Source organism: Burkholderia sp. AU30280, from assembly GCF_020420125.1.
GTDB lineage: Bacteria > Pseudomonadota > Gammaproteobacteria > Burkholderiales > Burkholderiaceae > Burkholderia.
On sequence record NZ_JAIZRY010000005.1, the window covers coordinates 426010 to 438983 of the forward strand.

A 12974-nucleotide genomic window follows, 5' to 3' on the forward strand; every position below is an offset into this window, starting at 1 on the left:
TTAAAACAGCGTATCAATATTTCACAACGACTGAAAATCACGGTCAAGGGCTTTTTTCAGTACCGGGATTGCGCGCCTTGATCGGCCTGTCATGCCCGTGATTATTGGGCTTGTTTCATTCCTTGAAACGCCTTGCGATTCAGGTGAATTCGACCCCCGCGTACGATTTTTGACGTCACTTGACGCTTCAAATCACCGAATTCAACAATAAATAAGACGATGTTTTATTCAATAAAACACGTTTCGAGCGAAATAAATCGCTCTCTATATTCAACCGATAAAAGGGGGCGGAGATGAAGCGAAAAGGGATGGTGGTTGCGCTGGCGGGTATCGCAACGGCGGCCGGTGCGATGCACGCGCACGCACAGTCGAGCGTGACGCTGTACGGCGTGGTCGATGCGGGGATCACGTACACGAACAACCAGAACGGCCACGCCGCGTGGCAGGCGACCGGCGGCAACGAGCAGGGCACGCGCTTCGGGCTGCTCGGCAAGGAGGACCTCGGCGGCGGCACGCGCGCGGTGTTCCGGCTCGAGAACGGCTTCAACATCGAGAGCGGCGCCGCGAGCCAGGGCGGCCGGCTGTTCGGTCGCCGGGCATACGTCGGGCTGGAGAACGACCGCTGGGGCACGCTGACGATGGGCCGCCAGTACAACGCGGCGCAGGAAGTGCTGGAGCCGCTGCAGATCGGCGCGACCACCGCGCTCACGCAGTACGCGCTGCATCCGTTCGACACCGACGACCTGAACAACACGTTCCGCACCAACAACTCGGTGCAGTACCAGACGCCCACCTGGTACGGGCTGCGCGCGGTCGGCCTGTACGGCTTCTCGAATTCGACGTCGTTCGCGCAAAACCGCGTGTGGAGTATCGGCACGAGCTACGAGAACGGGCCGCTGCAGCTCGGCGCGGCCTACGTGCGCGTCGATCATCCGGCGCTCGATACCACCGGCGCGGCGGCATCCGACAACTACTACACGTTCGTCAAGGGCGTGACGCGCCAGCAGATCTGGGGCGCGGGTGGCGCGTATGCGTGGGGGGCCGCGACGTTCGGGCTGCTGTACACGAGCTCGCTGTTCAACCTGCAGACGGGCGGCGCGATGCGCTTCAACAACTACGAGGGCAGCGTGCGCTACCTGATGACGCCTGCGCTGCAGTTCGCGCTCGGCGAAACCTATACGCAGGTGCTTGCGTCGCAGGGGCCGAAGCCGAGCTCGCACTACCTGCAGACGAGTGTCGGCGCGCAATATTTCCTGTCGAAGCGCACCGATATCTACGTGAACGCGTTCTACCAGCGTGCGTCGTCGAATACGGTGGCCGCGATCGAAGGGATCTCGAATCCGTCGAGCACACGCACGCAGATCGTCGCGGTGACGGGGATCCGCCACAAGTTCTGACGCGGCGGCAGGCCGCGGGCGGGGCGCTTTCCGCTTACAACCGGATCAGCGCCGCACCGGCGACCACCAGCGCGCACGCGGCGAGCCGCTGCGCGCCGGGCCGCTCGCGCATCACGAGCCAGCCGATCGCGACGGCAAAGATCGAACTCGTCTCGCGCAGCGCCGACACCGTCCCGACCGGCAAGTACCGGTACGCGAGGATCACGATGCCGTACGCCGCGAGCGAGAGCGTGCCGGCGATCGCGCCCTGCGCGAGTGCGGTGCGCGAGCCGAGCACCGCGCGCGGGCCGCCTCGCACGGCGCAGACCAGCACGAACTGCGGCACGCTCCACAGCACGTACACCCACGCGATGTAGCCGAGCGCGCTGCCGGACACGCGCGAGCCGATGCCGTCGCAGATCGAATATGCGGCGATGAACACGCCCGTGAGCAGCGCAAACGGCACGCCTTCGCCCGAGAACCGGAAGCCGCGCCGCAGCGCGAGCGACATGATGCCGAACGACACGAGCGCGATACCTGCGAAGCCGAGCGGTGTTGGCTGTTCGTGGAGGAATACGAGCGCGAGCATCGACACGAGCAGCGGCGAGATCCCGCGCGCAATCGGGTAGATCTGCCCGAACTCGCCGCTGCGGTAGGCGCGCGCCAGCGTGAAGCAGTACGCAACCTCGAGCGCGGCCGACCCGGCGATATACGGCCATGCGGCGGGCGCCGGTGCGGGCAGCAGGGCGGCGCCGGCGACGCCGAACACGAAATACGGCAGGGACATCGTGCCGAGCTGGACGAGCCGGTCTTCGCTGACGTGGAGGAAGGCGTTCCAGATGGCGTGCAGCAACGCGGAGCACAGCACGAGGCCGATGAAGAGGTGGTCCATGAACGAAGGTGCGGACAGGGGCGGGAGCGGAGGGGCGCCGTCATTATGTGGGTATCGGGCGCGCTCGCATGGAATTGTCGATAATGGAGTGCTGTTATTCACCGGATGCCGACAATGACCGAAGCCACTCAAGCCCAGCCTGCCGTTCCGCGCCTCACGAGCCTGTCGCATGGCGGCGGCTGCGGCTGCAAGATCGCACCGGGCGTGCTGTCCGAGCTGCTGAAGCGCGCGACGCCGCCCGCGCTGTTCCCGGATCTGCTGGTCGGCACCGAGACGTCCGATGACGCGGCCGTCTACCGCCTCAACGACGAGCAGGCGATCGTCGCGACCACCGACTTCTTCATGCCGATCGTCGACGATCCGTTCGACTTCGGCCGCATCGCCGCGACCAACGCGCTGTCCGACGTCTATGCGATGGGCGGCAAGCCGATCCTCGCGCTCGCATTGGTCGGCATGCCGATCAACGTGCTGCCGCACGAGACGATCGCGGCCGTGCTGCGCGGCGGCGAATCGGTGTGCGCGGACGCCGGCATTCCGGTCGCCGGCGGCCATTCGATCGATTCGGTCGAGCCGATCTACGGGCTCGCGGCGATCGGCGTCGTGCATCCGTCGCGCGTGAAGCGCAATGCGGCGGCGCGCGCGGGCGACGTGCTGGTGCTCGGCAAGCCGCTCGGCGTCGGCGTGCTGTCGGCCGCGCTGAAAAAGAACCAGCTCGATGCCGCGGGTTATGCGCAGATGGTCGCGACGACCACCAAGCTGAACCGGCCGGGCGCCGAGCTCGCCGCGCTGCCGGGCGTGCATGCGCTGACCGACGTCACGGGCTTCGGGCTGCTCGGCCATACGCTCGAACTGGCGCGCGGCGCGCACCTCACCGCGCGCGTGCACTATGCGTCGCTGCCGTGGCTCGCGGGCGTCGAGGCGTTCGTCGCGAATGGCGTGTTTACCGGCGCGTCGGGCCGCAACTGGGCCGCGTACGGCGCGGACGTGCAACTGGCCGATACGCTGCCGCCCGTCGCGCAGGCGTTGCTGACCGATCCGCAGACGTCGGGCGGCTTGCTGGTCGCGTGCGCGCCCGAGGCCGTCGACGACGTGCTCGCGTGCTTCCGTGCCGATGGCTTCGACCGCGCGGGCGTGATCGGCGAGATGGTGGACGGGCCGGCGCGCGTCGATGTCGCGTAACGCCGAAGCGCCACACCGGATGATTTTGCGGTCGCTGGAATCGATGCTTTTCATCGAAGACATCGACGATCGATGAACGACTTCCTGTTCGGGCTGATGATCGCGCTGTCGGTCGGGCCCGTTGCACTGATGATCGCGAACTACGGGATGCGCGCCGGCACCGCGAGCGGCGTGCGCGCGGCGGTGGGTGTCGCGACGGCCGACGGCTGCTATGCGGTCGTCGCGTTCACGCTCGGCGCGATGCTCGCGAGCACGCTCGCCTCGCATCTGTCGCTGTTTCGTCTGGCCGGTGCGCTCGTGCTGCTCGCGATGGGGGCGCGGATGCTGTGGCAGGCGCTGCGGGATCGTCGCCGCACGCTCGATGGTGACGCGCGACCGCCGGGCAGCCGCCCGTTCGCATCGATGTTCTTCGTCACGCTGGCGAACCCGCTCACGATCCTGTTGTTCTATGGCTATGCAACGGCTGCCGCCGGTGCGCATCGGCACTGGCTGCTCGGTGCCGCGAGCGTGTTTGCGGGCAGTCTCGCGGGGCAACTCGTGTTCGCATTCGGCGGCAGCGTGATCGGCCGGATCATGAAGTCGCCGGGGCTTCTTGCGGTGAGCCATGTGGTCGCGGCGCTGGTCGTGCTGGGTTACGGGATGGTGGGGCTGGCGCGGTTGTAGCGGTTCGCCGGGCGATGCGCATGCAGGTGCGATTGGCGTGCCGGTGTCGATCAACCGGATAGTATTCCTGACGGTATGTCGTCGGGCGGAGAGCATGTCCGCCACGATTTCCGCGCACACCGCATCCGCACCGACGCACCGGCGCCGTTTCGTAGTCGGGTTCCGCATCGGGCACGCGCGTTCTATACTCCGTCGCGCAGTCTACGAGAGCCGTTCTCACCCAACATCCTCGAAACAAGGAACGCCGATGCTGACTCGCTCCATTCTTTCCGCCGCCGCATTCTCGCTCGCAGCCTGCGCAACCGCGCCGTCGATCGCGCAGGACAACCAGGGCAACAACGCGGGCAACACTGCATTTTCCGAGACCGGTGCACAGGGCCGCCCGGTCAAGGTCATGATCATCACGATGTTCGGTCCGGAGGGCCAGGCCTGGCTCGACCGGCTCGGCCCGTGGCGCGACATTGCCGTGCCCGGTCTGTCGCCTGACTACCCGAACGTGCATTGCAACAAGCAGGACGTGTGCGTGGTCACGACCGGCATGGGCTATGCGAACGCGTCGGCGACGATCATGGCGCTCACGTTCTCGCAGCGTTTCGATCTGCGCCGCACGTACTTCCTGATCTCCGGCATCGCGGGCGTCGACCCCGCGCAAGGCACGGTCGGTTCGGCCGCGTGGTCGAAGTACCTCGTCGATTTCAGCCTGCAGTGGGAACTCGATGCACGCGAGATTCCGGCCGGCTGGAATACCGGCTTCCTGGGCATCAACACGAAGAGCCCGAACGACAAGCCGCCGCTCGACTATCGCACCGAAGTGTTCCAGTTGAATCCGCAACTGACCGACGCCGCGGTCGCGCTGTCGCGCAACGTCGTGCTTGCCGACAGCGCGCAGGCGCAGGCCGCACGCGCGAAGTTCAACTACGCGCCGGCGAACCGGCCGCCGACGGTGATCCAGTGCGACACGTCATCGGGCAACACGTGGTTCTCGGGCACACTGATCGGCGAACGCGCGCGCCAGTGGACGAAGATCCTGACCGACGGCAAGGGGACCTACTGCATGACCGCGCAGGAAGACAACGCGACGTATGAAGCGCTCAAGCGCGCGGCGAGCGTGAAGCGGGTCGACCTGTCGCGCGTCGCGGTGCTGCGTACCGGGTCGGATTTCGACCGGCCGTATGCGGGGCAGACGAGTGCCGACAACCTGCTCAACTACGCGGACCAGGGCGGCTTCGCCCCGGCGACCGAAAACCTGTATCGCGCGGGCAATCCGCTGGTTCAGGACATCGTGACGCACTGGGGCGAATGGCGCGACGGGGTGCCGCGCCGGTAAAGGCCGGGTGACGACCCAGCCGGCGATCAGTGCGCGTGCGGGGCCGAACGGAACGGCGTCCACACCGGCGTGGTGTCGTCCCAGTGATCGAGCGGCGAAGGAAGTTGATCGTTCATCATGTGCTCCTGCAATTCACTATCCAACTGACTGACTCGGCGAGTCGTCGATAAGGGAATCGCGACGCCGCGCACGGGGCAACCCGTTGCGCGGCGTTGCGCGTTTACCGGCCTCCGCCGGCGAGCTGGTTGCTTTCGGGCATCGAGCGATACGCCCCTTGTGCCAGTTCGAGCCCTTGCGGATACGAATTGGCCTTGCGCAGATACGCGAGCGTGCCGTCCTTGCGTGCCTGCTCGACTTCCGCGCTGACTTCGGCGCGCGTGCGCGGGCCGTAGTGCTGCGAGTACCACGACGTATTGCCGTAGTCGCCGGCATGCGGCGTACCCGAATCGGCGAAGGCCGGTGCGGACACGGCGAGCGTGAGGGCGAGGGCGGAGAGAAGATGGCGGCGGTTCATGGCGAAACTCCTGTGTCGATGTGAGTGAGCGCTTCAGCGCTGACTCGGATCCCGTGCAAGGCATTTCGGAGTTGGCGCCAGCGCGCTGACTCCGGTCCCATCAAGCGGGATCTGTTCGATGCGCAACGAGGTGCGCGACAGGGTTTACTCTAGGTATCTGTTCCGTCGCGATAAATGTGGCAGATGCGAATTGAATTGTCGCGTCAGTGGAACAATCGACATCCGTACACCTGGCAGGGTTATGCGGAAACCGCTCGAACCCGCTTGCAGCGGGCCACCCACGGGAGCGACGACGGTGCGCGACGACGCATGCGGACGATTGCGTCGCATGGCACAAAGGTTCGCTGCGGATTCGGGAAGGATCGGGTGCGCCGGGCGGGAAACGGGGCACGGAGGCGGGGCGCGGTGGCGGGGCAACGCGCGGGCCTCGCAGCCCGCGCGTGTCGTTCAGATGCGCGATTCAGTCGCGCGGTTCAGGCGTTACGCGACCCACTCGTTGATGACCGGCGTGTCGAGCGCCGGTGCGCGCTCGGCTTCCTCGAACGTGCGCTTGCTGCACGTTGCGTCGAGGCTGCCCTTGCCGCTCAGCAGCGGGCAGCGGTCGAACACTTCGGCGACCCAGTCGACAAACACGCGCACTTTCGGTGACAGATGGCGGCTGTGCGGATACACGACCGAGATCGGCATCGGCAGCGGCTTGACGCCGGGCAGCACTTCCTTGAGCCGGCCTTCGCGCAGATGCGGCAGCACCATGAAGAGCGGCGGCTGGATCAGCCCGAAGCCTTCGAGCCCGCAGGTCACGTACGCATCCGCGTCGTTCACCGACACGATGCCTTCCATCTTCATCTCGACTTCCTTGCCTTCGATCAGGAACGTCCAGTCGATCGTGCGGCCGGTGCGGCTCGAGAAGTAGTTGACGGCCTTGTGCTGGTTCAGGTCGTCGATCGTCTGCGGCTCGCCGTGGCGCTCGAGATAGTCGGGCGACGCGACCGTCACGCATTCGAACAGGCCGACCCGGCGCGCGACGAGCGACGAGTCCTGCAGTGCGCCGACGCGGATCACGCAATCGACCCCTTCCTGCAGCAGGTCGACCGGCCGGTCGGACAGGCCGAGCTGCAGGTCGATGTCCGGATAGCGCGTATGAAATTCGCACAGCGACGGAATCACGAGCAGCCGTCCGATCGAACCCGGCATGTCGATACGCAACTTTCCGTGCGGCTTCCGGTTGTTCGCCTGGAAGCTCGCCTCGGTTTCCTCGACGTCCGCGAGGATCCGCACGCATCGTTCGTAGTACGCGGCGCCGTCCGGCGTGAGCGACAGCCGGCGCGTGGTCCGGTGCATCAGCCGCACACCGAGGAACGCTTCGAGATTCTGGATGATCGTCGTGACGGACGCTCGCGGCAAGCTGAGCGTTTCTGCTGCCTTGGTGAAGCTGCTTGTATCGACGACGCGAGTAAACACCTGCATGGCCTGAAGCCGGTCCATCACAACCTCCGCAATCTAATGAGCCTCCGGAACGACAAGGCTGCGCTACCTCGTGGGTAAACGCAGCCTCGGATTGTTCGGGGGCGTTGAATTGTGTTGCCGGATTATAGGCATTTATCCCAATGTCTGCCGGACCCAGAATTCGTTCCATCTCGAAATGGATGCTGCATCGTCATGGACGCTTCTGAATTCAGCAAATTCCTGAAAGCCGCTTTGCCCGCGCAAGCCACGGCGGGCGCGGCGCTGACGGTCGCCGAAGTGGAAATTCCCGGCTACGCGCAGGACATCGTGCTGCGCCTGTACCGCCGCCCGGACAAGACCGGGTTGCCGGTAGTGCTTTATTTCCACGGCGGCGGCTTCGTCCGCGGTTCGCTCGAAGACGCCGATTTCGCCGCGCGTTTTTTAGCAGAACGCTTACCAGCGCTCGTCGTGTCGGTCGATTATTCGCTCGCGCCGGCCTTTCCTTTTCCGGCCGCGCCGGAGGATGCGTATCGCGCCGCCGTGTGGGCCGCGACGCGCGCCCGCGCGTTCGGCGGCAACCCGAAGAAGATCGGTGTCGCGGGTCACGACGCGGGCGGCCAGCTCGCGAACTGCCTGGCATTCATCGCACGCGATCGCGGCGAAGTGTCGATCGCCGCGCAGGCGCTGTTCGGCCCGATGCTCGACCCGAGCATGACGCGCATCGGCGACGCCGAGCGCCTCGCATCGGACATCACCGCGCGCGAATGCGCGGCATGTTATCGCGCGTACCTGCCGCAGGCCGCGCAACGGATGCACCCGTACGCGGCGCCGCTCGAATCGGTGCGCCTCGCGGGGCTGCCGCCGACGCTCGTCGTCACCGCGCAGAACGACGTGCTGCACGTCGAAGCGGAGAAGTATGCGGGCTGCCTGATCTCGTCGGGCGTGCTCACGCAGGTGATCCGCTATCCGGACATCACGCACGCCGCGCTCGCGACGCACGAAGCCGCATTCGAGGAAGCCGTGCGCTTCTTCCAGTGCCGCTTCCAGGCGCGCCAGCCGAACCGTTCCGAATAACCAAAACCAATCCACGTTTACTGGAGATCCACATGGCCATCCTACGCACCTCCCGTTCCCGAATCGCGACAGCGGCGATCGTGACGCTCGCCGTCGTCGGCCTCGGAACGTTCGGCGCGATGCGCGTGAACGCAAACGCACCGGAGAAAGCGGCAGCGCCGCTGCCCGAAGTCGACGTCGCGACCGTCGTGCCGCAGACCGTGACCGACTGGCAGAGTTATTCGGGCCGCCTCGAAGCGGTCGAGAAAGTCGACGTGCGCCCGCAAGTGTCGGGCACGATCGTCGCGGTGAACTTCAAGGACGGCGCGCTCGTGAAGAAGGGCGACGTGCTGTTCGTGATCGACCCGCGCCCGTACCAGGCCGAAACCGATCGTGCGGCTGCGCAGCTCGCGGCCGCGCAGGCGCGCAACGGCTACGCGCAGACCGACTGGCAGCGCGCGCAGCGGCTGATCGGCGACAACGCGATCGCGAAACGCGACTACGACGAGAAGCAGAATGCGGCGCGCGAGGCGGCGGCGAACCTGAAGGCTGCCGAAGCGGCGCTGGAAACGGCGCGCATCAACCTCGGCTATACGCGGATCACCGCGCCGGTGTCGGGCCGCGTGTCGCGCGCGGAAATCACGCTCGGCAACGTCGTGTCGGCCGGTGCATCGGCCGCGCCGTTGACGACGCTGGTGTCGGTGTCGCCGATCTACGCATCGTTCGACGCGGACGAGCAGACCTATCTGCAATACATCAGCGGTGCGCGCAGCGGCCGCAAGGTGCCGGTCGAGCTCGGTCTCGCGAACGAAACGGGCTACTCGCGTAGCGGCGAGATCGACTCGGTCGACAACCGGCTCGACACGTCGTCCGGCACGATCCGCGTGCGCGCGCGCTTCGACAACGCCGATGGCGCGCTCGTCCCGGGCCTCTACGCGCGTGTGAAGGTGGGCGGCAGCGCGCCGCACGAGGCACTGCTCGTCGACGACGCGGCGATCAACACCGACCAGGACAAGAAGTTCGTGTTCGTCGTCGACCAGCAGGGCCGCGTGTCGTACCGCGAAGTGCAGCAAGGGATGCAGCACGGCAACCAGCGCGTGATCGTGAGCGGGCTCTCCGCCGGCGATCGCGTGGTCGTGAACGGTACGCAGCGCGTGCGCCCCGGTGAACAGGTGAAGCCGCACATGGTCCCGATGACGGGCGGTGACGCACCGTCCGCGCCGCTCGCGAGCACCGCGAAGCCGGCCGCACCGGCGAAGGCGGATTCGTAAGCGGCCCGCCGCTTCGTATCCGCGTTCAACCAGACAGAGCCACACATGAACATTTCAAAATTCTTTATCGACCGACCGATCTTCGCAGGAGTCCTATCGGTGATCATTCTGCTCGGCGGGGTGATCGCGATGTTCCTGCTGCCGATCTCGGAATATCCGGAAGTCGTGCCGCCTTCGGTGATCGTGAAGGCGCAGTATCCGGGCGCGAACCCGAAAGTGATCGCCGAGACGGTCGCGTCGCCGCTTGAAGAGCAGATCAACGGCGTCGAGGACATGCTCTACATGCAGTCGCAGGCGAACAGCGACGGCAACATGACGATCACCGTCACGTTCAAGCTCGGCACCGATCCGGACAAGGCCACGCAGCTCGTGCAGAACCGCGTGAACCAGGCGCTGCCGCGCCTGCCGGAAGACGTGCAGCGGCTCGGCATCACGACGGTGAAGAGCTCGCCGACGCTGACGATGGTGGTCCACCTGATCTCGCCGGACAACCGCTACGACATGACCTACCTGCGCAACTACGCGCTGATCAACGTGAAGGATCGCCTGTCGCGGATCCAGGGCGTCGGCCAGGTGCAGCTGTGGGGTTCGGGCGACTACGCGATGCGCGTGTGGCTCGATCCGCAGAAGGTCGCGCAGCGCGGGCTGTCGGCCGAGGACGTCGTGCAGGCGATCCGCGAGCAGAACGTGCAGGTCGCGGCCGGCGTGATCGGCGCATCGCCGTCGCTGCCGGGCACGCCGCTGCAGTTGTCGGTGAATGCGCGCGGCCGTCTGCAGACGGAAGACGAGTTCGGCGACATCGTCGTGAAGACGACGCCGGACGGCGGCGTCACGCACCTGCGCGACATCGCGCGGATCCAGCTCGACGCGTCAGAATACGGGCTGCGCTCGCTGCTCGACAACAAGCCGGCCGTCGCGATGGCGATCAACCAGTCGCCGGGCGCGAACTCGCTGCAGATCTCGGACGAAGTGCGCAAGACGATGGCCGAGCTGAAGCAGGACATGCCGGCGGGCGTCGACTACAAGATCGTCTATGACCCGACGCAGTTCGTGCGTTCGTCGATCAAGGCCGTCGTGCACACGCTGCTCGAAGCGATCGCGCTGGTCGTGATCGTCGTGATCGTGTTCCTGCAGACCTGGCGCGCGTCGCTGATTCCGCTGATCGCGGTGCCGGTGTCGATCATCGGCACGTTCTCGCTGCTGCTCGCGTTCGGGTATTCGATCAACGCGTTGTCGTTGTTCGGGATGGTGCTGGCGATCGGGATCGTGGTCGACGATGCGATCGTGGTGGTCGAGAACGTCGAGCGCAACATCGAGAGCGGGATGAACGCGCGGCAGGCGACCTACAAGGCGATGCAGGAAGTGAGCGGTCCGATCATCGCGATCGCGCTGACGCTCGTCGCGGTGTTCGTGCCGCTCGCGTTCATGTCGGGCCTGACCGGCCAGTTCTACAAGCAGTTCGCGATGACCATCGCGATCTCGACGGTGATCTCGGCGTTCAACTCGCTGACGCTGTCGCCGGCGTTGTCCGCGATCCTGCTGAAGGGCCACGGCGACAAGGAAGACTGGCTCACGCGCGTGATGAACCGCGTGCTCGGCGGCTTCTTCCGGGGCTTCAACAAGGTGTTCCACCGCGGTGCGGAGAACTACGGCCGCGGCGTGCGTGGCGTGCTGTCGCGCAAGACGCTGATGCTCGGCGTGTACCTCGTGCTGGTGGGCGCGACCGTGCTGGTGTCGAAGGTCGTGCCGGGCGGCTTCGTGCCCGCGCAGGACAAGGAGTACCTGATCGCGTTCGCGCAGCTGCCGAACGGCGCATCGCTCGACCGCACCGAGAAGGTGATCCGCGACATGGGCTCGATCGCGCTGAAGCAGCCGGGTGTCGAGAGCGCGGTGGCATTCCCGGGGCTGTCGGTGAACGGCTTCACGAACAGCTCGAGCGCGGGCATCGTGTTCGTCACGCTGAAGCCGTTCTCCGAACGGCACGGCAAGGCGCTGTCGGCCGGTGCGATCGCCGGCGCGCTGAACCAGCAGTACGGCGCGATCAAGGACTCGTTCGTCGCGGTGTTCCCGCCGCCGCCGGTGCTCGGCCTCGGTACGCTCGGCGGTTTCAAGATGCAGATCGAGGATCGCGGCGCGGTCGGCTATGCGCGGCTTGCGGATGCATCCAACGACTTCATCAAGCGCGCGCAGCAGGCGCCTGAACTCGGCCCGTTGTTCACGAGCTACCAGATCAACGTGCCGCAGCTGAACGTCGATCTCGACCGCGTGAAGGCGAAGCAGCTCGGCGTGCCCGTGACCGACGTGTTCAACACGATGCAGGTGTATCTCGGCTCGCTGTACGTGAACGACTTCAACCGCTTCGGGCGCGTGTACCAGGTGCGCGTGCAGGCCGATGCGCCGTTCCGCCAGCGCGCGGACGACATCCTGCAGCTGAAGACGCGCAACGACAAGGGCGAGATGGTGCCGCTGTCGTCGCTCGTCACGGTGACGCCGACGTTCGGCCCGGAAATGGTCGTGCGCTACAACGGCTACACGGCGGCCGACATCAACGGCGGCCCGGCACCGGGCTTCTCGTCGGGCCAGGCGCAGGCCGCGATCGAGCGCATCGCGCACGAGACGCTGCCGCGCGGCGTGCGGTTCGAATGGACCGACCTCACGTACCAGCAGATTCTTGCCGGCGATTCGGCGATGTACGTGTTCCCGATCAGCGTGCTGCTCGTGTTCCTCGTGCTCGCCGCGTTGTATGAAAGCCTGACGCTGCCGCTCGCGGTGATCCTGATCGTGCCGATGAGCATTCTGTCGGCGCTGACCGGCGTGTGGCTCACGCAGGGCGACAACAACATCTTCACGCAGATCGGCCTGATGGTGCTGGTGGGGCTGTCGGCGAAGAACGCGATCCTGATCGTCGAATTCGCGCGTGAACTCGAACACGACGGCAGGACGCCGCTCGAGGCCGCGATCGAGGCCAGCCGGCTGCGGCTGCGCCCGATCCTGATGACGTCGATCGCCTTCATCATGGGCGTGGTGCCGCTCGTCACGTCGACGGGTGCCGGTTCGGAAATGCGCCATGCGATGGGGGTCGCGGTGTTCTTCGGGATGCTTGGCGTGACGCTGTTCGGGCTGATGCTGACGCCGGTGTTCTACGTCGTGCTGCGCACGCTCGCGGGCGGCAAGATTCACGTCGCCGGCAAGGACTCGGCCGGCTACGGCGTGACGGCCCCGGGCGTGCCGGCTTCGGATGCTTGAGGATAAG

10 protein-coding genes are annotated in these 12974 nt (G+C 66.1%); 7 read left to right on the plus strand and 3 right to left on the minus strand.

Annotation, left to right across the window (positions count from 1 at the left end; all coding sequences use genetic code 11):
* The first annotated feature begins 293 nt into the window (after window positions 1-293).
* On the plus strand, window positions 294-1397 hold the full coding sequence (locus LGN17_RS14795) for a porin (RefSeq protein WP_226197452.1): 1104 nt from the start codon (window positions 294-296) through the stop codon (window positions 1395-1397).
* Window positions 1398-1431: 34 nt separating this feature from the next.
* On the opposite strand, the gene LGN17_RS14800 is transcribed toward LGN17_RS14795, so the two are convergent.
* Window positions 1432-2268 carry a DMT family transporter gene (locus LGN17_RS14800; protein ID WP_226197453.1) on the minus strand — a complete coding sequence of 279 codons (837 nt, stop codon included), beginning with the start codon at window positions 2266-2268 and terminating at the stop codon, window positions 1432-1434.
* A 114-nt stretch (window positions 2269-2382) separates the two neighbouring features.
* Between LGN17_RS14800 and selD the strand changes: the two genes are divergently transcribed.
* From selD to LGN17_RS14815, 3 genes are all read left to right on the plus strand, one after another.
* Window positions 2383-3447, plus strand: coding sequence for a selenide, water dikinase SelD (gene selD / locus LGN17_RS14805; RefSeq protein ID WP_226197454.1), 1065 nt, complete (start codon window positions 2383-2385; stop codon window positions 3445-3447).
* A 72-nt stretch (window positions 3448-3519) separates the two neighbouring features.
* Entirely contained in the window at window positions 3520-4110 is a 591-nt protein-coding gene (locus tag LGN17_RS14810; RefSeq protein WP_226197455.1) for a LysE family translocator, read from the plus strand.
* 247 nt (window positions 4111-4357) lie between these two features.
* Window positions 4358-5437: a purine-nucleoside phosphorylase gene (locus LGN17_RS14815; protein ID WP_226197456.1), complete on the plus strand. Its 1080-nt coding sequence runs from the start codon at window positions 4358-4360 to the stop codon at window positions 5435-5437.
* 220 nt (window positions 5438-5657) lie between these two features.
* Here LGN17_RS14815 and LGN17_RS14820 read toward each other — a convergent pair whose 3' ends face one another.
* Together LGN17_RS14820 and ceoR are read right to left on the minus strand one after the other, a co-directional pair.
* Window positions 5658-5951, minus strand: coding sequence for a DUF4148 domain-containing protein (locus LGN17_RS14820; protein WP_226197457.1), 294 nt, complete (start codon window positions 5949-5951; stop codon window positions 5658-5660).
* 480 nt (window positions 5952-6431) lie between these two features.
* Window positions 6432-7436 carry a putative multidrug efflux transcriptional regulator CeoR gene (gene ceoR, locus LGN17_RS14825; RefSeq protein ID WP_226197458.1) on the minus strand — a complete coding sequence of 335 codons (1005 nt, stop codon included), beginning with the start codon at window positions 7434-7436 and terminating at the stop codon, window positions 6432-6434.
* A 174-nt stretch (window positions 7437-7610) separates the two neighbouring features.
* On the opposite strand from ceoR, the gene LGN17_RS14830 reads away from it, so the two are divergent.
* The 3 genes from LGN17_RS14830 to ceoB are packed head-to-tail and all read left to right on the plus strand — an operon-like array spanning window position 7611 to window position 12967.
* Window positions 7611-8471 carry an alpha/beta hydrolase gene (locus LGN17_RS14830; RefSeq protein WP_021156405.1) on the plus strand — a complete coding sequence of 287 codons (861 nt, stop codon included), beginning with the start codon at window positions 7611-7613 and terminating at the stop codon, window positions 8469-8471.
* A 32-nt stretch (window positions 8472-8503) separates the two neighbouring features.
* Window positions 8504-9721 carry a multidrug efflux RND transporter periplasmic adaptor subunit CeoA gene (gene ceoA, locus LGN17_RS14835; protein WP_175952547.1) on the plus strand — a complete coding sequence of 406 codons (1218 nt, stop codon included), beginning with the start codon at window positions 8504-8506 and terminating at the stop codon, window positions 9719-9721.
* 45 nt (window positions 9722-9766) lie between these two features.
* Entirely contained in the window at window positions 9767-12967 is a 3201-nt protein-coding gene (gene ceoB / locus LGN17_RS14840; protein WP_226197459.1) for a multidrug efflux RND transporter permease subunit CeoB, read from the plus strand.
* The last annotated feature ends 7 nt before the right edge of the window (window positions 12968-12974 follow it).

Coding starts and splice junctions, on each gene's coding strand:
- ceoR (WP_226197458.1), bottom strand. CDS start 7,436: ATGGACCGGCTTCAGGCCATGCAGGTGTTTACTCGCGTCGTCGATACA.
- LGN17_RS14815 (WP_226197456.1), top strand. CDS start 4,358: ATGCTGACTCGCTCCATTCTTTCCGCCGCCGCATTCTCGCTCGCAGCC.
- ceoA (WP_175952547.1), top strand. CDS start 8,504: ATGGCCATCCTACGCACCTCCCGTTCCCGAATCGCGACAGCGGCGATC.
- LGN17_RS14810 (WP_226197455.1), top strand. CDS start 3,520: ATGAACGACTTCCTGTTCGGGCTGATGATCGCGCTGTCGGTCGGGCCC.
- LGN17_RS14800 (WP_226197453.1), bottom strand. CDS start 2,268: ATGGACCACCTCTTCATCGGCCTCGTGCTGTGCTCCGCGTTGCTGCAC.
- LGN17_RS14820 (WP_226197457.1), bottom strand. CDS start 5,951: ATGAACCGCCGCCATCTTCTCTCCGCCCTCGCCCTCACGCTCGCCGTG.
- LGN17_RS14830 (WP_021156405.1), top strand. CDS start 7,611: ATGGACGCTTCTGAATTCAGCAAATTCCTGAAAGCCGCTTTGCCCGCG.
- selD (WP_226197454.1), top strand. CDS start 2,383: ATGACCGAAGCCACTCAAGCCCAGCCTGCCGTTCCGCGCCTCACGAGC.
- LGN17_RS14795 (WP_226197452.1), top strand. CDS start 294: ATGAAGCGAAAAGGGATGGTGGTTGCGCTGGCGGGTATCGCAACGGCG.
- ceoB (WP_226197459.1), top strand. CDS start 9,767: ATGAACATTTCAAAATTCTTTATCGACCGACCGATCTTCGCAGGAGTC.